This window comes from Pseudarthrobacter sp. MDT1-56 (assembly GCF_059383555.1).
In genome coordinates this window covers 85,439-103,040 of record NZ_JBWZCK010000013.1, presented here as the reverse complement: position 1 = coordinate 103,040, position 17,602 = coordinate 85,439, and the positions used below count along the sequence as shown (strand labels likewise).

Genomic DNA, 17,602 nt, shown 5'->3' with positions numbered 1-17,602 from the left:
GCCGCGGTTACGACGCCGGCCGGGTCCAGCGGTATTCGTTCTCCGGCCGGCCCGGGGCACCGTAGCGCGCCGTCCGGGTGACCGTGCCGGCGTCGGCGAGGTATTCCAGGTACCGCCGTGCGGTCACCCTGGACATGCCCAGGGCGTCCATCACCTCACTGGCCGACACGGCCCCGGACTGCAGTTTCATGAAGTCCTGCACCGACTCCAGCGTGGACGCGGCCAGCCCCTTGGGCAGCGGCAGTTCCGAGGGCGCCCGCAGGCTCGCGAAGGCCTGGTCCACATCGCTCTGCGACGCTCCGGGTCCGGCCTGCCCGGCGGCGGGGGAGGCCAGCTGGTCCCGGAAGAGCCGGTAGCTGGCGAGCTTGTCCGAGAAGGTGGCGAAGGTGAAGGGCTTGATCAGGTACTGGACCACCCCGGTGGCCACCGCGCTGCGGACGATGTTCAGTTCGCGGACGGCGGTGATGGCGATGATGTCCGCGAACAGCCCGGCCGCACGCATGCGCCGCGCGATGTCGAGGCCATGCAGGTCCGGCAGGTTCATGTCCAGCAGTACCAGTTCCACCGGTGTGCCGGCCGCCGCGAAGTCCGTCATCAGCCGGAGCGCCGACTGCCCGTCCGGGGCTGTGCCGGCCAGCGTGAATCCCTCCAGCCGGCCGACATAGGCGGCGTGGGCCGCCGCTGCGATGGGCTCGTCCTCGACGACGAGTACACGGATGTCGCTCATTGCTGTCCCTTGCTGGTCAGTGGAGCCGGCGGTGATGCCGGCGGTGATGCCGGCGTTAATGCCGCCGGCGACGTTGGCAGCGTGACCCGGAACAGCGCCCCGGCGGGGCTGGTGATGGTCATGGTACCGCCGAGCCGCTGCACCGCCTGGCGGACCAGGGCCAGGCCGAGGCCCCGCCCGAACGGCCCCGGGGACTTGGTGCTGAAGCCGTGCCGGAAGATGTCCTCGACGGCCTCCGGATCGATCCCGGGCCCGCTGTCCTCCACCGTGATCTCCAGGGCCCCGGCGGAGGCTTCCACCGTGAGCTCCACGAGTCGCGGGGCCGGGGCCTCGGCCGCGGCGTCGATGGCGTTGTCCAGCAGATTGCCCAGGATCGCCACAAGGTCCTGCACCGCCAGCCCGGACACGCCGGCAGGTCCGCTCCCGGCCCCCGCGGTGTCCAGGGTCAACTCGACGCCCCGCTCGTGGGCCTCTGCGGCCTTGCCCATGATGAGGGCGCCGAGCACGGGCTCCTCGAGCGAGCTCACCACGTCATCGGTGAGCCGCTGGCTCAGTTCGAGGTCCTGGGTGGCGAAGTCCAGGGCTTCCGTGCCGCGCCCCAGTTCCATCAGGGAGACGATCGTGTGGAGCCGGTTGGCGTGCTCGTGGGTCTGGGCGCGAAGGGCATCGGAGAGCGTGCGCATGGTTTCCAGCTCGCTGCCCAGCGACTCGATCTCGGTGCGGTCGCGGATCGTGGCCACGGTCCCGTACACGGCCGCGCCGGTGCGCCCGCCGGCAGGACCGGGACCGACAGCCGGCCCCTGGTTCACCACGAGGATCCGCGAGCCGGTCAGGTGGATCTCGTCGAGGGCGGTCCGTCCCGATTCGAACAGCTCCTTGAGGCTGGGGGCCAGCGGGAGCTCCGCCAGGGCCGGCGCCTCGGGCCGCCTGCCGTCGGCAGCTGCGCCCGCGCCGTCGGACGCGCCGGGCGTGAGTCCCAGCAGTTCGGCGGCCTGGTCGTTGTACATCACCACCTTGCCCTTGGGATCGATCAGGATGACCCCCTCGCGGACCGAGTGCAGGACCGATTCGTAGTAGGCGAAGAGCTGGGCCAGCTGTTCCGGTCCCCAGCCGCGGGTGACCTGCCGCAGGTACCGCCCCAGCAGCCAGGATGCCACGGATCCGCCGGCCAGCAGGGCCAGCCCGATCGCCACAAGCGCCGGCAGCCTGCCGGAAATGGCGATGTCCACGGTGCGGACCGTCACGCCGGCCGCCACCAGCGCCCGCACCGTGCCGTCCGCATCCTTGACCGGGGCGATGGTGCGCACGGAGGGGCCGAGGGTGCCGGCCGTAATCTCGGTGAACACCCGGCCGTTCAGCGCAGCATCGATCGAGCCGATATACGGCTTGCCGAGTTCCTCGTCCCGGGGGTGGGTCCAGCGGGTGCGGTCCGGTGCCATGATCGTGATGAAATCCGCCTCTGCGTCCTCCATCACGTTCAGGGCATACGGCTGCAGCAGGGCGGTGGGATCCGCGGCGTCCGCCGCCTCCAGGACGAGGGGGTTGTCCGCCACCGCGGTCGCGACGGCGGCCATCCGCCGGCCGGCCTCGTCGTAGGCCTGGTCGCGCGCGTCCACGAACGTGGCGGTGCCGACGATCGCGGTCAGGGTCAGCATAAACAGCAGATGGGCCACAAACAGCCGTCTGGCGATGCTCCAGCGGTGGATCATCCATACCTTCCATGACCAATATGAACGCAACGGTGATGCGCGTCACTTCATCCCCAATGATGGTGGAACACGCAGAACGGACGAGATGGGCCCACAGCCTGTGCCGCACCGACGTCCAGCCTATCCAAGGAGAACACCATGGCCTCTCAAAGAGGAGAGTCAGCGGCATCGGCCGCGACGCCGGTCAAGAAGCGCAAGGGAATCGACAAGTCCCATTATCTCTACATCGCGGTCATCGCGGCCGTCATCCTCGGCGCCCTGGTCGGGCTGATGTTCCCCGAGTTCGCTAAGTCCCTCAAGCCGCTGGGTGACGGGTTCATCAAGCTCATCAAGATGATGATCGGCCCGGTCATCTTCTGCACCATCGTCCTGGGCATCGGTTCCATCGCCAAAGCGGCCACGGTCGGCAAGGTCGGCGGCCTCGCCCTGGGCTACTTCATGGTGATGTCCACCTTCGCGCTGGCCATCGGCCTCGTCGTCGGCAACCTGATCCACCCGGGCGAGGGCCTCAAGCTCGCCCCCTACGACCCGAGCAAAAAGGCCGCCACGGACAGCACGGTCGAGTTCCTGCTGGGCATCATCCCGGGCGACATCCCGGTCCTGCCGACCCTGCTCGCCGCGCTGCTGGTCGGCTTCGCCCTCCAGCAGATGGGCCCCCAGGGCGCCCCGATCCTCAAGACCATCGGCTACGCTCAGGCACTCGTCTTCCGCGTCCTGGTCATGATCATGTGGCTGGCCCCGATCGGAGCATTCGGCGCGATCGCCGCCGTCGTCGGTGCCACCGGCATGCAGGCCATCCTCAGCATGGCCACCCTGATGGTCGCCTTCTACATCACCTGCGCCCTGTTCATCGTGGTGATCCTCGGCGGCCTGCTCAAAATCGTCGCAGGGCTCAACATCTTCCGGCTGATGAAGTACCTCGGCCGCGAATACCTGCTGATCTTCTCCACCTCGTCCTCCGAAGCCGCCCTGCCCCGCCTGATCGCGAAGATGGAACACCTCGGCGTGTCCAAGCCCGTCGTCGGCGTCACGGTCCCCACCGGCTACTCCTTCAACCTCGACGGCACCGCCATCTACCTGACCATGGCTTCCCTGTTCGTCGCCAACGCCATGGGCACCCCGCTGGACCTCGGCGCCCAGGTCTCGCTGCTGATCTTCATGATCATCGCCTCCAAGGGCGCTGCCGGTGTCACCGGCGCCGGCCTGGCCACCCTGGCTGCCGGGCTCCAGGCCCACAAGCCGGAACTGCTCGGCGGCGTCGGCATGATCGTCGGCATCGACCGCTTCATGTCCGAGGCCCGTGCCCTGACCAACTTCACCGGCAACGCCGTTGCCACCGTCCTGATCGGCACCTGGGTCAAGGAGATCGACGGCGGACAGGTCGAACGGGTCCTCTCCGGAAGCGAACCTTTCGACGAGCAGACCATGATCGCCGGCCACGGCGCACCCGAGGAAGCGCCGGCACCGGCACAGCCCGTTCTGGCCAACGCCTGAGCCGTTCCAGCACCCCACACGAACCACCACTGACCGCCCGGACGCGTGCAAGCGTCCGGGCGGTTTTTCGCGCCGCGACAGGAACCTTCGACTTCTACCAGAAGGTTGAGGCTCAAAGAATGGCCGCTGTCAAGGTCCGCGGAATACCGTGTCGGGCGCTGTAACCTTGGGAGGAATAAGATCGGCTCTGGAAGTCCAGCGGCAGCAATATCAAGCAAGACAATCACCGTCATCGAAAGTGTGGATAGATACGTGAGCAGCGAACAGGGTTCAGCAACTCTGGAAGGCACCGAACTCGATCTGGAAGACGCCGTCATGGGCCCCACCGGGCGCCCTCAACGCGACTTTCCGGAGCCGGCACCGCTGTCATCCCACGGCCCCGCGCGGGTCATCGCCATGGTCAACCAGAAGGGCGGAGTGGGGAAAACCACCTCCACCATCAACCTTGCGGCCGCGCTGGCGGAATTCGGCCGCCGCGTGCTCGTGGTGGACTTCGACCCGCAGGGCGCCCTCTCCGCAGGCCTCGGCATCAACCCCCACGAACTGGACCTCACGGTCTACAACGTCCTGATGGACCGCAAGGTCGACATCCGCGACGCCATCCACAAGACCGGCGTGGAAAACCTGGACCTGCTCCCGGCCAACATCGACCTCTCCGCCGCGGAGGTCCAGCTCGTCAACGAAGTTGCCCGCGAACAGGTGCTGGACCGGGCCCTGAAGAAGGTCGAGGATGACTACGACGTCGTCCTGATCGACTGCCAGCCCTCCCTCGGCCTGCTCACCGTCAACGCCCTGACGGCCTCACACGGTGTCATCATTCCGCTGATCTGCGAGTTCTTCGCGTTGCGCGCCGTCGCGCTGCTGGTGGAGACCATCGACAAGGTCCAGGACCGGCTGAATCCGCGGCTCCAGGTCGACGGCGTCCTCGCCACCATGTACGACGCCCGCACCCTGCACAGCCGCGAGGTGATCTCCCGTCTGGTGGAGGCCTTCGGCGACAAGGTCTTCGAAACCGTCATCAAACGGTCCATCAAGTTCGCGGACGCCACCGTCGCGGCCGAACCCATCACCAGCTATGCCGGCAACCACATTGGCGCCGACGCCTACCGCAACCTGGCCAAAGAGCTGATCTCGCGCGGCGGCGCGCCCTAGTCAGGGCCGTGGCAGGGTCAGGCGCTCCGGTGGCGGAGCTCTCGCCGGCCGGGAAAAAACCCGGCTTCGAGGTCCGGCTGGCCAACTTCACCGGTCCCTTCGATCTCCTCCTGGGCCTGATCTCCAAGCACCAGCTGGACATCACCGACGTGGCGCTGTCCACCGTCACCGATGAGTTCATCAAGTACATCAAGCGCCTGCAGAACCTCGGCGAGGAATGGGCCCTTGATGAGGCCAGCGAATTCCTCGTTATCGCCGCGACTTTGCTGGACCTCAAGGCGGCCCGGCTGCTGCCTGCCGGCGAGGTCGAGGACGAGGAAGACATCGCGCTGCTGGAAGCCCGCGACCTGTTGTTCGCCCGGCTCCTGCAGTACAAGGCGTTCAAGCACGTCGCGGGCATGATGGGGTCCACCCTTGAGCTCGAGGACCGCCGCTATCCGCGTCAGGTGGCGCTCGAGGGGCATTTCGCTGCGCTGCTTCCGGAACTGCTCTGGAAGCACACCCCGCAGCAGTTCGCTGCCCTGGCCGGGAAGGCACTCACAGCCAAGGACGCCGCGCCCACGGAGGTCGGCCTTGCCCACCTCCACGGCACTCCCGTCAGCGTCAAGGAGCAGGCCGAACTGCTGGGCCTCCGGCTGCGGCAGGGCGCCCCGCTCACCTTCCGGGCGCTGATCGCCGACGCCGAATCCACCCTGGTGGTGGTGGCACGCTTCCTGGCGCTGCTGGAGCTGTTCCGGGACAAGGCGGTGGCCTTCGAGCAGCTGCTGCCGCTGGCGGACCTGACCGTCCGCTGGACCGCCGACGGCGAGGCCTGGAGCAGCGAGAACCTGAGCGAAGAATATGAGGAGCAGCCGTGAACGAGACCCCATCCGGGCAGGCAGTGAACGGCGCAGTGGACGCCGGTCCCGACGTCGCCAGCCTGCCCGGCGGCGCCCGCGCCGCCCTTGAAGCCGTCCTCATGGTGATCGACCAGCCGGCGACGGCGGCCGAGCTCGCCGCCGGGCTGAACCTGACCGTCGACGTCGTCGAGGAACTGCTCACGGAACTGCAGCGGGAGTATAACGGCTATACTGTTAATGCCCCGGATGTGCACGATGCCAGTTTCAACGGCTTCAGTGCCACCCCCCGGGGCTTTGAATTGCGGAATATCGCCGGAGGCTGGCGGATCTATTCGCGCGCTGACTTCGCCGATATCGTCGGTGGATTCGTGCTTGAGGGACAGACAGCCAGGCTGACGCAGGCGGCGCTCGAAACGCTCGCCGTCATCGCTTACCGCCAGCCCGTATCAAGGGCGCGGGTGTCTGCAATTCGAGGAGTTAATGTTGACTCTGTCGTGCGGACGCTGACCCAGCGGGGGCTGATCGAGGACTCGGGAACAGATCCTGAATCCGGGGCCATCCTCTACCGCACGACGTCGTATTTCCTGGAGCGGATGGGAATCGGCTCGGTGGCGGAATTGCCGCAACTTTCACCCCATCTTCCGGGGCTGGAAGGCATCGAAGAGTTCTACGACGCAGCAAGAATGTAGGCAGGGACAACTGCCTTCGCACGAGTATCCACCAGGGCAGAAGCTATTTGCCCCAGCCGGCGGGTGTTGTCGGGAGACAGCGGCCGTTGGCCAACAAACGAAGGACGGGTCATGACACAGGCGGGACGCCAGGGTTCACCACGTAACAGTTCGGGACGCAACAGTGCCGGACAAAACTCAGCGCAGGGCTCAGGCCGCGGCGCACAGGGCGGCGGAAGCCGCAGCGGCGGAGCCGACTACAAGGGCGGCTCCGGCCGGGGCGCCCAGGGCGGCGGAAGCCGCAGCGGCGGAGCAGGCTTCAAGGGCGGCGGAGACCGAGCCTTCAAGCACCCCAAGCCCCGCGAAGAGGCCTTCATCGATCCGGACCTGCAGGGTCCCGAGGGCACGCTGCCGGCAGGCCGCCCGGGTTCCGGTGATTGGAAGTCCAAGGCGCCCTCCGGCAAGGAAGCGGCCCGCAAGGCCGCCGCCCGCAAGCCCGGCTTCGGCAAGGCCCCCGGCACCCCCGGTGCCCTCAAGCCCAAGCCGCGCACCGGCGCCCCCAAAGCCGCCGGCCCCCGCGCCTTCGGCAGCGAACGGTTCGGCCAGAACCTCGGACCCGTGCGCAAGCCGGCCCGCAAGCGCGGCCCCCGCGCCGAGGTGCCCCAGTCCGACCTCCACGACCAGGACGGCATCCGCCTCCAGAAGGTCATGGCGTCGGCCGGCGTCGCCTCACGGCGTGTCTGCGAAGAGATGATCGCCGAGGGCCGGGTTGAGGTCGACGGCCAGGTCGTCACCGAGCTCGGCGTCCGCGTCGACCCGAAGACCGCCGTGATCCACGTCGACGGCCTCCGCATCCAGCTCGACGAGAACATGGTCTACATGGTGTTCAACAAGCCCAAGGGCGTTGTCTCCACGATGGAAGACCCGGACGGCCGTCCCTGCATCAGCGACTTCGTCCGCAACAGCCACGGTGAACGGCTGTTCCACGTCGGGCGCCTCGACGTTGCCACCGAGGGACTGCTGCTGCTGACGAACGACGGCGAACTCGCCAACCGCCTGACGCACCCCGCTTACGAAGTCCCCAAGACCTACCTGGTGCAGGTCCGCGGGCCGTTCCCGCAGGGCATCGGCGCCGAGCTCAAGGCCGGCGTCGAACTAGAGGACGGCACCGCGTCAGTCGACTCCTTCAAGCTGGTGGACTCCACCCCGGGCCACGTGCTGATCGAGGTTGTGCTGCACTCGGGCAAGAACCGGATCGTCCGTCGCCTGTTCGACGCCGTCGGTTTCCCGGTGCTGCGCCTGGTCCGCGTGAAGGTCGGGCCCATCGGCCTGGGCGACCAGCGCCAGGGCAGCATCCGCAACCTCGGCAAGCAGGAAGTCGGCCACCTGCTGGCATCCGTAGGGCTGTAGGCATGTCCGCCTTTCGCACCCACGGCCGCGGCCACCTCAACGGTCCGGTGGTGGTCGTGGGGACCGGGCTCCTGGGCACCAGCATTGGGCTGGGGCTGCGGGGCCGTGGAGTGGCAGTCTTCCTCTCCGACCCTTCGCCGACCAACCAGGCCGTCGCCGTCGATATCGGCGCGGGCCTGCCTTTGGCGCGCCTTGACGGCGAGCAGCCGGAACTCGTGGTGGTCGCAGCACCGCCCGACGTCACGGCGGACGTGGTGGAACGCGCCCTCAAGGACTACCCGGCGGCCACCGTCGTGGACATCGCCAGCGTGAAGGCGGTTATCCAGGCCGAGCTCCGCGCCCGGGGCGCCGACCTCGGCCGCTACGTGGGCACCCACCCGATGGCCGGCCGTGAGAAGTCTGGCCCCGTCGCTGCCCGCGGCGAGCTCTTCACCTCGATGCCGTGGGTCCTGTGTCCCTCGGAGGAGACACTGCCCGAGTCCCTGCAGGCAGCGCGTGCGCTGGCCGGGGACCTCGGTGCCGTCGTGTCCGAATTCGGGGCCGAGGAGCACGACGAGGCCGTGGCGCTTGTCTCGCACGTGCCGCAGGTGGTGTCCTCGCTCGTGGCCAGCCGGCTGCAGGGCACGCCGCTGCACGCGCTGTCCCTCGCCGGCAACGGCCTGCGCGACGTCACCCGGATCGCGGCGAGTGATCCGACCCTGTGGGTGCAGATCCTCGGCGCGAACGCGGACAAGGTCGTGGAGATCCTGCACGGCGTCCGCGAGGACCTCAACCGGCTCATCGGGACGCTGGAGAACCCCACGGCTCCCGGTGCCCGGCTCGATCTGGCCCAGCTGATCAGCGAAGGCAACGCCGGCCAGGCCCGCATCCCGGGCAAGCACGGCGGACCCCCGCAGGCCTACTCCTGGCTGACGGTCCTGGTGGATGACACGCCCGGACAGATCGCCAGGCTGCTGACCGAGATCGGCGAGATCGGCGTCAACCTCGAGGACCTCCGGCTGGACCACTCCTCGGGCCAGAACGTGGGCATGGTGGAAATCTCTGTGCTGCCGAACAAGCACGAACTGTTAATCGAAGCCCTCAATGACCGTGGATGGCGGGTACTCCAGTAATGACCCAGGAACTTATCGAAACCGTGGACGTCCTCCGCCCCGGAAAGAGCCTCGTCGTCGCAATCGACGGGCCGTCCGGATCGGGCAAGTCCAGCGTTAGCAAAGAGGTGGCACGCCGGCTCAAACTGTCCTACCTCGACACCGGCGCCATGTACCGTGCCCTGACCTGGTTCTGCCTGGACAGCGGCACGGACCTGGACGACGGCGCCGCCGTCGAGGCTGCCTCCAAGAGCTTTCCGCTGGAAATCAGCACGAGCCCGCTGGAGGAATACGTGCTGGTCGGCGGCACCGACGTCACCCTCGCGATCCGCGAGCCGTCGATCTCCGCCGCTGTCAGCGCCGTCGCCACCACCCTCGGTGCCCGCACCGAACTGATCCGCCGGCAGCGCGAGCTGATCGAAAAGCACCACCGCCGCATGGTGGTCGAAGGCCGCGACATCACCACCGTCGTCGCGCCCCACGCCGAGGTGCGGATGCTCCTCACCGCGAGCGAAGCGGCGCGCCTGCGCCGCCGGGGCATCCAGCTGGGCGGCAGCCAGAACGCCGAACAGCTCGCCGCGCAGGTCACCCAGCGCGACGCGAAGGACTCAACCGTGGTGAACTTCACCCGGGCCGCCGACGGCGTGGTGACGCTGGACTCCTCGGAGCTCGACTTCGCCGAGACCGTCGACGCCGCCCTCAGCATCGTGAACGGCATCGTCAACCATCGGGCCCTTAACCGTGACTGACGCCGGGCAGCAGCCTGCCGGCCTGCCGGCCCGCTGGACCACCATCTGGAGCCGGCCCGTGGGGTGGACGCTGAACCACGTCCTCTACCGGACGTCGGTGACCGGTCGGTCGAACGTGCCGGCGACGGGTCCGGTGATCTTCGCCGGCAACCACATCAGCTTCCTGGATGGACCGGTGATGTTCGGGGCGTCCCCGCGCGCCATGCACATCCTGGTCAAGAAGGAAATGTTCGGCGGTTTCCTCGGCCGCGTGCTGCGGGCCTCGGGACAGCTGGCGGTGGACCGCTCGGGCGACCGGGCCGCCCTCATCGCGGCCAAGGGCGTGCTCGACGCCGGACGGTGTGTCGGCATTCTTCCCGAAGGCACGCGGGGGAGTGGTGAAGCCTCCGCCATCAACAAGGGCGTGGCCTGGCTGGCGCTGAACTCCGGTGCGACCGTGGTGCCCGTGGCCATCCTCGGGACCCGGGTGGGCGGCGAACACCTCGACGCCGTTCCCGGGCTGGGCCGGAGGCTGCACGTCAGCTTCGGCGGAGCCCTCAATGTCAGCCGCAGGCCCGGCGAGACCGGGCGTGTTTCAATGGACAGGGCCGGAACCGAGATCCGCGCCGCGCTGGCCCGCCATGTCCAGGACTCGATCCAAAGAACAGGGCAGCCCTTGCCCGACGCGGATTCCCCGCAAGAACGTCATGAAGCAGTAGCCGGGACGCCGGCAGATCACCCCATAAGGAAAGTGCAATGAGCGATACGACTCAAACCTCCGGCCAATTTGGCGCCGGCGAAGACGAATACACGCCCACCGGCACGGACCAGGTGGCTGAGCATCTCGCCGCCCTGGACGATGAGGAAGCCGAGGTCCGTGCGGCCTCCCTCCGGGCCGGCCTGGACGACTACGATCTGGACGAAGACGACGCCGCCCTCCTGAGCGGCGAGTACGACGATGAGGATTTCGACGGCCCGGTCAAGCTTGATCCGGTCCTGGCCATCATCGGCCGGCCCAACGTGGGCAAATCCACCCTGGTGAACCGTATCCTCGGCCGCCGCGAAGCCGTGGTGGAAGACAACCCCGGCGTGACGCGCGACCGGGTGATGTACTCGGCCACCTGGAACGGCCGGAACTTCACCGTCGTCGACACCGGCGGCTGGGAGCACGACGCCCGCGGCATCCACGCACGCGTCGCCGAACAGGCCGAGATGGCCGTGGAACTCGCCGACGCCGTGCTGTTCGTCGTCGACTCCGCCGTCGGCGCGACCGCCACGGACGAAGCCGTTGTGAAGATGCTCCGCAAGTCCAAGAAGCCGGTCATCATGGTGGCCAACAAGGTGGACGACTTCGCGCAGGAAGCCGACTCGGCCACGCTCTGGGGTCTCGGCTTCGGCGAGCCCTACCCCGTCTCGGCACTGCACGGCCGCGGCGTCGCCGACCTGCTGGACCACGTCATGGACACACTCCCCGAGTTCTCCACGATCGAAGGCCTGGAGCGCTCCGGCGGTCCGCGCCGCATCGCCCTGATCGGGCGTCCGAACGTGGGCAAGTCCTCGCTGCTGAACAAGCTGGCCGGTTCCGAGCGCGTTGTCGTGGACAACACCGCCGGCACTACGCGTGACCCGGTGGACGAGTTCATCGAACTCGGCGGCCGCACCTGGCGTTTCGTGGATACCGCCGGCATCCGCCGCCGCCAGCACATGGCCCAGGGCGCCGATTTCTACGCCTCACTGCGCACGCAGAGCGCGCTCGAAAAGGCGGAGGTCGCCGTCGTGCTCCTCGCGGTGGATGAAGTGCTCAGCGAGCAGGATGTCCGCATCCTGCAGCTGGCCATCGAATCCGGCCGTGCCCTGGTTCTCGCGTTCAACAAGTGGGACCTGCTGGACGACGAACGGCGCATCTACCTCGAGCGTGAAATCGAGCAGGACCTGGCCCACGTGGCCTGGGCGCCGCGCGTGAATATCTCGGCGCTGACCGGGTGGCACAAGGACCGGCTGGTCCCGGCCCTCGACACGGCCCTGGAAAGCTGGGACAAGCGCATTCCTACCGGTCGGCTCAACGCCTTCCTCGGCGAGCTGGTCGCGGCACACCCGCACCCGGTCCGCGGCGGCAAGCAGCCCCGCATCCTCTTCGGCACCCAGGCCTCGAGCCGTCCGCCGAAGTTCGTGCTCTTCACCACGGGCTTCCTGGACCCGGGCTACCGCCGCTTCATCACCCGCCGGCTCCGCGAAACCTTCGGGTTCGAGGGCACGCCGATCGAGGTCAACATGCGTGTGCGGGAAAAGCGCGGCAAGAAGCGTTAATTCCGACACACCTTGCCCGTGGCATGCGCAAAGTGTCACGGGCACCCTCCGGAATCGTGTAAGCTTTTGGAGGTGGTTCGGCCGGACTGCTCAGATGAAATCCTCTGGATAAACACGAGGATGACATCGAGAGCGGAGAACGGCGGAACTAACGGGCTGTAGCGCAGCTTGGTAGCGCACTTGACTGGGGGTCAAGGGGTCGCAGGTTCAAATCCTGTCAGCCCGACCAACAGAAAGTACCCCGCCATTCCCGATCAGGGAATGGCGGGGTTTTCTGTTTTCCGGGTGCAGTGCCGGCGGCCTACTTCAGGAAGCGCGACGTCCGGCGGTCGGCCAGGATCTTTCCCTGCGTCTGGCAGCCGGGACAGTACTGCAGGGCCGTGTCTGCAAAGGACACCTCGCGGATCGTGTCGCCGCACACCGGGCACGCTTCGCCGGCCCGCCCATGGACCCTCATGTGGCTCCGCTTTGTGTCCTTGAGTTCGCTGGGCGGTTTGCCGCCGGCCTCCCGCAGCGCTGTCCCGAGAATGCTGTGGATGGCGTCGTAGAGCCGCTGGACCGCCTCCCGGTCCAGGGACCTGGCAATGGCGAAGGGTGAGGTCCGGGCCGCGTGCAGGATCTCGTCGCTGTAGGCGTTTCCGATCCCGGCAATTACGCTCTGGCTGCGCAGCACACCCTTGATTTGCTGCGAACTGGAGCCAAGGATGCCGGCCAGGGCATCGACGTCGAACCCTGCATTGAACGGATCCGGTCCCAGCGCGGCAATTCCTGGAACGTCGGTGGGGTCCCGGACCAGGTACACCGCCAGGCTCTTCTTCGTCCCGGCCTCGGTGAGATCGAGATCCACCGGGCCGGAGTCACTGGAAAACGACAGCCTCGCCGCAAGGTGCCCCTTTCCCATCTTCAAGGAGGTACCCGTCGGGGCGTCGGTGAAGCGGACCCAGCCGGCCCGGGCAAGGTGGAAGACAAAATGCAGCCCGTCGGCCTCCAGGCTGATGAACTTGCCGAAGCGGCGCACCCCGGTCACAGTCCTGCCCTCCAGTTCGGAGATGGGCGGATCCGCCGTCTTGAGCACGGCGAAGGACACGATCTGGATCTTCGTGACAGCAGCGCCTAGCAGATGCGCGGCCAGGAAGTCCGTCAGGGCAGCCACTTCCGGAAGCTCGGGCATTGCCTAGCCGTTACCGGGGATTTCCGTCATCGCCCCATCATGTCAGAGTCCTCCCCGGGCCCGACCGGATATGCCTATACTTTCAGCGGCGGGCAGTTCACCTGGCCGCCGTCGATATTGGTGATTGACCCGATGAAAGGCCCGTCATGAGCATCATTCCCGAAGAGCTGTCCTACACCGCAGAACACGAGTGGGTTTCCGCGCCGAACGCGGACGGTGTCGTGCGCGTGGGCATCACTGATTTTGCCCAGGACGCCCTTGGGGACGTCGTCTATGCCCAGATGCCGGAGGTCGGCACGACCATCAAGGCAAACGACGTGGTCGGCGAGGTCGAGTCCACCAAGAGCGTCAGCGACATCTACGCCCCGGTGTCCGGGGAAGTGGTGTCCCGTAACGACGCCCTGGACACGGATTCCGCCCTGATCAATTCGGATCCCTACGGCGAGGGCTGGCTGATGGAAATCAAGCTTGCGGAGGCCGACGCGATCGAGTCGCTCCTCAGTGCGTCGGAGTACGAACAACAGGTAGGCTAAAGCTAAAGCCCATTCGGGCCGGGTCGTTGCGACAAACGTTGGGAAACCAGCCGAACAACGTCCCGCCGAAGGGTTGAATCCCGGATTTGCCAGGCACTTCCGGACGGCTCGTTGTTTGCAGGGGGGACACCTGCAGCGAATGGAGGAATCAATGTTTGGGCACGAACGCAACAACACCGGTGACGGTTTTGGCACGGGTGGAGTGAAGTCTTCGGAGACCACGTCGATCAACCTCACGCCGGTCCGCGATGAACCCACCATCACCCCGAAGCTCTCGGCTGAGGAGCGGTCCGCCGTGGAGGCGCTGCCGTACGGCTCGGCCCTGCTGGTCGCGCACAGCGGGCCGAACATGGGCGCCCGCTTCCTGCTGGATTCGGACACCACGACGGCGGGCCGGCACCCGGATGCCGACATTTTCCTTGACGACGTCACGGTCTCGCGCCGGCACGTCGAGTTCCGCCGCACGGCGCGCAGCTTCGAAGTGGTGGACACCGGAAGCCTCAACGGCACGTACGTGAACCACGACCGCGTCGACAGCGTCGAGCTGAAGTCCGGCAACGAAGTGCAGATCGGGAAGTTCCGCCTCACCTTCTACCTGAGCCCTGCCCGCGCAGCAGGCAACGTCTGATTCCGGGGTAGCTGCCTGTGGCCATGGCACAAGCGGAACGGCGCGGACCCCAGGTTCTGAACATCGGGGAAGTCCTGGCTCAGCTGAGCGACGACTTCCCCAGCATGACCGCGTCGAAAATCCGGTTCCTTGAGGAAAAAGGACTGATCAACCCCCAGCGGACCCCTGCCGGGTACCGGCAGTACGCCGAGAGCGACGTCGAGCGGCTGCGATTTGTGCTCGCCCTGCAGCGGGACCAGTACCTGCCGCTGAAGGTCATCAAGGACTACCTCGACGCGATCGACCGCGGCGAACGTCCGGACAACCTGCCGCCCGGCGTTACCGTCTCGCCGCGGATTGTCTCCGAGGAATTGGCCTCCGAACTCCAGAACCGGGTCCGCCGGCTCAGCGAGGAACAGCTCCGGACCGAGTCTGGCGCCAGTGTGCCGCTGCTGGAATCGCTGCTGAGCTACGGCCTGATCGGCCACGTTAACGGCAAATTCGATGAGCACGCCCTCCAGGTGGCACGTGCCTGCGTCCAGCTGGAGAGCCACGGCCTGGAACCACGGCACCTGCGGCCGTTCCAGGCCGCCGCCGAACGCGAGTTCGGGCTGGTGGAACGTGCGGTGGCCACACTGACCTCCCGCAAGGATGCCGCGTCCCAGGCCCGTGCCGCCGAAGCCGCCCGGGAGATCAGCGAGCTGTGCCTGACACTGCACCGGGCACTGGTCCAGGACCGCATCTCGAGGATGGACATCTGATGATTGAGGTGGAAATTGTAGGCGTGCGGATAGAGCTTCCGTCGAACCAGCCGCTCGTCCTGCTCAAGGAGATGCACGGGGAGCGGCACGTGCCGATCTGGATCGGCACCCCCGAGGCCAGTGCCATCGCCCTGGCCCAGCAGGGGGTGGTGCCGCCGCGTCCCATGACCCACGACCTGCTGATCGACGTCGTCGAATCCCTCGGCCACACGATCGTCAGCGTCAACATCGTGGCTGTGGAGGACAACATCTTCTACGGGCAGCTCCAGTTCGAGAACGGGACCACAGTCAGTTCCCGGGCCTCCGACGCCCTCGCGCTGGCCCTCCGCGCCAAGTGCCGGATCTGGTGCGCCGACGCCGTGATGGACGAGGCCGGGGTACGGATCACCGAACACGACGAGGGCGAAGACACCCACCCGGGTCCGGCCGTCGACGAAGAAGGGGAGCTGCGCCGTTTCCGCGAGTTCCTTGACGACGTGGAACCTGAAGATTTCGCGGGCTGACATCACATTAAGGTTAAAGTCGAGGATGAAAGTTTCGACACGCCCCGGCAATACCCCGAACGTCTTTGACCTTGGGCCCCGGCAGGCCTAACGTCAGAAGTACAAGTTCCCATTGCACGCAACAGCCGCTCAGGTCACACTGGAAGGTGCAGCCCCGGCGGAATTACACGGATGAATTTTATCCACCCGTGGTTTATTTTCGCTAGGGATAACCGGTTGTTACTGCATCTTTTCGCAGGGGAGCCATGACAAGGAGGATCCACGTGAGTCCGAAAGGCGAAGCAGGCGAGCTCAACCAGGCCTCGACGGCCGGTGTGGCCGTGCCGGCTAGCGGTGCCCAGGGCCTGCTGTTCACCGAGGATCTCCCTGTTCTGGACGAGGACGCGGGTTACCGCGGCCCGACGGCCTGCAAGGCGGCGGGCATCACCTACCGCCAGCTGGACTACTGGGCTCGCACCGGGCTGGTGGAGCCCGCCGTCCGGGGAGCCGCAGGTTCCGGTTCCCAGCGTCTCTACGGTTTCCGCGACATCCTGGTCCTCAAGGTCGTCAAGCGACTCCTGGATACCGGCGTTTCCCTGCAGCAGATCCGGTCCGCCGTCGAGCACCTCCGGGAGCGCGGCGTCGAGGATCTTGCCCAGATCACCCTGATGAGCGACGGCGCCAGCGTGTACGAGTGCACCTCGGCGGACGAAGTCATCGATCTCGTCCAGGGCGGACAGGGTGTCTTCGGCATCGCCGTCGGCCGTGTCTGGCGCGAGGTTGAGGGCAGCCTCGCAGCCCTGCCCAGCGAACACGCCAGCGTCCAGTCGTTCCCCGACGACGAACTCAGCAAGCGCCGGGCCACCCGCAAGATCGGCTAGGCTCCAGCCTCTCGATTCCTTCAACGGCAAGGGCCGCCATCTGCACAGGATGGCGGCCCTTGCCGTGAGCGGAAATTTGCCTAGCGGTGGACGCGGGCCCGGACCCGGGCGGCGGATGGCCGGCCGTCCGTCCCCATTAGGTTGGCCAGCAGGGCGTCGAAGAGGGCGGCAGCGTTCTTTGCCGAATCCCCGGGCCAGTGGTGGATGGAGTGCGCGGCGCCCTGGATTTGCTGCCAGTTGGCCTGCTCCGGGATGTGCGGCGACAGCAGCAGCCCACCAAACATGGACTCCATTTCCGCGAGCCGGAAGGTGTGCTCGGCGGATCCGGTGCGCACCCGGTTCGCGACAATCCCCGCCGGGGTGAGGTTCGGGGCGAATTCCTGCCGGAACAGCTGGATGGCCCGCATGGTGCGTTCCGTGCCCGCTACCGAGAAGAGTCCGGGTTCGGCGACGAGGGCGACCTTGCCGCTGGCGGTCCAGGCCATTCTGGTAAGCCCGTTCAGGGAGGGCGGGCAATCCACGAGGACCAGCTCGTACTTCTCCGCGCCGGCCAGCACTGCGGAGAGCCGGCGCAGGTCGCGGCGGCCCAGGTCGGGGCGGTCGTAAATGCCGGTGTAGGCGGAGCCGACGGCCACATCCAGAATGGCGGGCGCGGAACCTGCGGGAGCCCCGCCGTTGGCGGCTCGTTCCACCCAGCCGCTGGGGACCACGTTTTCGGCCAGGCGGGCCCGCCGGGGAGCCTTGAGCATCCGGCCAATGTCCTGCTGGTCTCCCGGCCGGACGCCGAGGGCCGTGCTCGCATCCGCGTGCGGATCAAGGTCGACGACGAGGGTGGGGATGCCGGCGGCCAATGCCGCGGACGCCAATCCGGTGGTCACCGATGTCTTGCCGACACCGCCTTTGAGGCTGCTGATGCTGACTACTTGCACTTGAAAAACCAATACCTAACGCCGGTTGCCGGGACGGGGTCCTGCCGGCTCCTGCGTTCTCCGGAGCCGGGGCGAGCATGCGCCACCCACCTCCTCATCATATGTTGCCGCCC

Annotated in this window: 18 protein-coding genes and 1 tRNA gene; 15 read left to right on the top strand and 4 right to left on the bottom strand. The window is 67.2% G+C overall.

Annotated features, from left to right (window positions below; all coding sequences use genetic code 11):
* Positions 1-7: 7 nt before the first annotated feature.
* Positions 8-727, bottom strand: a complete 720-nt coding sequence (locus AC50YC_RS17390; RefSeq protein ID WP_354173375.1) for a response regulator — start codon at positions 725-727, stop codon at positions 8-10.
* The gene (locus AC50YC_RS17385) at positions 724-2,436 is read right to left on the bottom strand and encodes a sensor histidine kinase (RefSeq protein ID WP_494954544.1); all 1,713 of its coding nucleotides are present in this window, start codon (positions 2,434-2,436) and stop codon (positions 724-726) included. The genes AC50YC_RS17390 and AC50YC_RS17385 overlap by 4 nt, the downstream gene beginning before the upstream one ends.
* 138 nt (positions 2,437-2,574) lie before the next feature.
* Between AC50YC_RS17385 and AC50YC_RS17380 the strand changes: the two genes are divergently transcribed.
* The 10 genes from AC50YC_RS17380 to AC50YC_RS17335 all read left to right on the top strand — a co-directional run bounded on the left by AC50YC_RS17380 (position 2,575) and on the right by AC50YC_RS17335 (position 12,354).
* The gene (locus AC50YC_RS17380) at positions 2,575-3,930 is read left to right on the top strand and encodes a cation:dicarboxylate symporter family transporter (RefSeq protein ID WP_494954543.1); all 1,356 of its coding nucleotides are present in this window, start codon (positions 2,575-2,577) and stop codon (positions 3,928-3,930) included.
* A gap of 252 nt (positions 3,931-4,182) precedes the next feature.
* Entirely contained in the window at positions 4,183-5,082 is a 900-nt protein-coding gene (locus AC50YC_RS17375) for a ParA family protein (RefSeq protein WP_226762358.1), read from the top strand.
* A gap of 29 nt (positions 5,083-5,111) precedes the next feature.
* On the top strand, positions 5,112-5,939 hold the full coding sequence (locus AC50YC_RS17370) for a segregation and condensation protein A (protein WP_494954542.1): 828 nt from the start codon (positions 5,112-5,114) through the stop codon (positions 5,937-5,939).
* 23 nt (positions 5,940-5,962) lie between these two features.
* The gene (scpB, locus tag AC50YC_RS17365; RefSeq protein WP_494954562.1) at positions 5,963-6,610 is read left to right on the top strand and encodes an SMC-Scp complex subunit ScpB; all 648 of its coding nucleotides are present in this window, start codon (positions 5,963-5,965) and stop codon (positions 6,608-6,610) included.
* A 111-nt stretch (positions 6,611-6,721) separates the two neighbouring features.
* Entirely contained in the window at positions 6,722-7,999 is a 1,278-nt protein-coding gene (locus AC50YC_RS17360; protein WP_494954541.1) for a pseudouridine synthase, read from the top strand.
* 2 nt (positions 8,000-8,001) lie between these two features.
* Positions 8,002-9,111 (top strand): prephenate dehydrogenase, encoded by a 1,110-nt coding sequence (locus AC50YC_RS17355; RefSeq protein WP_494954540.1) that lies wholly within the window; start codon positions 8,002-8,004, stop codon positions 9,109-9,111.
* The gene (cmk, locus tag AC50YC_RS17350; protein ID WP_494954539.1) at positions 9,111-9,839 is read left to right on the top strand and encodes a (d)CMP kinase; all 729 of its coding nucleotides are present in this window, start codon (positions 9,111-9,113) and stop codon (positions 9,837-9,839) included. The genes AC50YC_RS17355 and cmk overlap by 1 nt, the downstream gene beginning before the upstream one ends.
* A 58-nt stretch (positions 9,840-9,897) precedes the next feature.
* A complete protein-coding gene (locus AC50YC_RS17345; protein WP_494954561.1) occupies positions 9,898-10,578 on the top strand; it encodes a lysophospholipid acyltransferase family protein in 681 nt (226 codons plus the stop codon).
* Positions 10,575-12,125, top strand: a complete 1,551-nt coding sequence (der, locus tag AC50YC_RS17340) for a ribosome biogenesis GTPase Der (RefSeq protein WP_494954538.1) — start codon at positions 10,575-10,577, stop codon at positions 12,123-12,125. Before AC50YC_RS17345 ends, der begins: the two co-directional genes overlap by 4 nt.
* Positions 12,126-12,277: 152 nt before the next feature.
* Positions 12,278-12,354 (top strand) — tRNA-Pro (locus AC50YC_RS17335).
* Between the two features lie 72 nt (positions 12,355-12,426).
* On the opposite strand, the gene AC50YC_RS17330 is transcribed toward AC50YC_RS17335, so the two are convergent.
* Positions 12,427-13,296, bottom strand: coding sequence for an Fpg/Nei family DNA glycosylase (locus AC50YC_RS17330; protein WP_494954537.1), 870 nt, complete (start codon positions 13,294-13,296; stop codon positions 12,427-12,429).
* A 146-nt stretch (positions 13,297-13,442) separates the two neighbouring features.
* On the opposite strand from AC50YC_RS17330, the gene gcvH reads away from it, so the two are divergent.
* The 5 genes from gcvH (at position 13,443) to AC50YC_RS17305 (ending at position 16,560) form a co-directional block, all read left to right on the top strand.
* Positions 13,443-13,829: a glycine cleavage system protein GcvH gene (gene gcvH / locus AC50YC_RS17325; protein ID WP_494954536.1), complete on the top strand. Its 387-nt coding sequence runs from the start codon at positions 13,443-13,445 to the stop codon at positions 13,827-13,829.
* A gap of 151 nt (positions 13,830-13,980) precedes the next feature.
* Complete coding sequence (locus tag AC50YC_RS17320) at positions 13,981-14,457, top strand: FHA domain-containing protein (RefSeq protein ID WP_494954535.1); 477 nt, start codon at positions 13,981-13,983, stop codon at positions 14,455-14,457.
* Positions 14,458-14,480: 23 nt separating this feature from the next.
* Positions 14,481-15,197, top strand: a complete 717-nt coding sequence (gene ftsR / locus AC50YC_RS17315) for a transcriptional regulator FtsR (RefSeq protein WP_494954534.1) — start codon at positions 14,481-14,483, stop codon at positions 15,195-15,197.
* On the top strand, positions 15,197-15,700 hold the full coding sequence (locus tag AC50YC_RS17310) for a bifunctional nuclease family protein (RefSeq protein WP_354173386.1): 504 nt from the start codon (positions 15,197-15,199) through the stop codon (positions 15,698-15,700). The genes ftsR and AC50YC_RS17310 overlap by 1 nt, the downstream gene beginning before the upstream one ends.
* 263 nt (positions 15,701-15,963) lie before the next feature.
* Entirely contained in the window at positions 15,964-16,560 is a 597-nt protein-coding gene (locus tag AC50YC_RS17305) for a MerR family transcriptional regulator (protein WP_494954533.1), read from the top strand.
* A gap of 80 nt (positions 16,561-16,640) precedes the next feature.
* Here AC50YC_RS17305 and AC50YC_RS17300 read toward each other — a convergent pair whose 3' ends face one another.
* Positions 16,641-17,489: a ParA family protein gene (locus tag AC50YC_RS17300; RefSeq protein ID WP_494954532.1), complete on the bottom strand. Its 849-nt coding sequence runs from the start codon at positions 17,487-17,489 to the stop codon at positions 16,641-16,643.
* Positions 17,490-17,602: the final 113 nt, after the last annotated feature.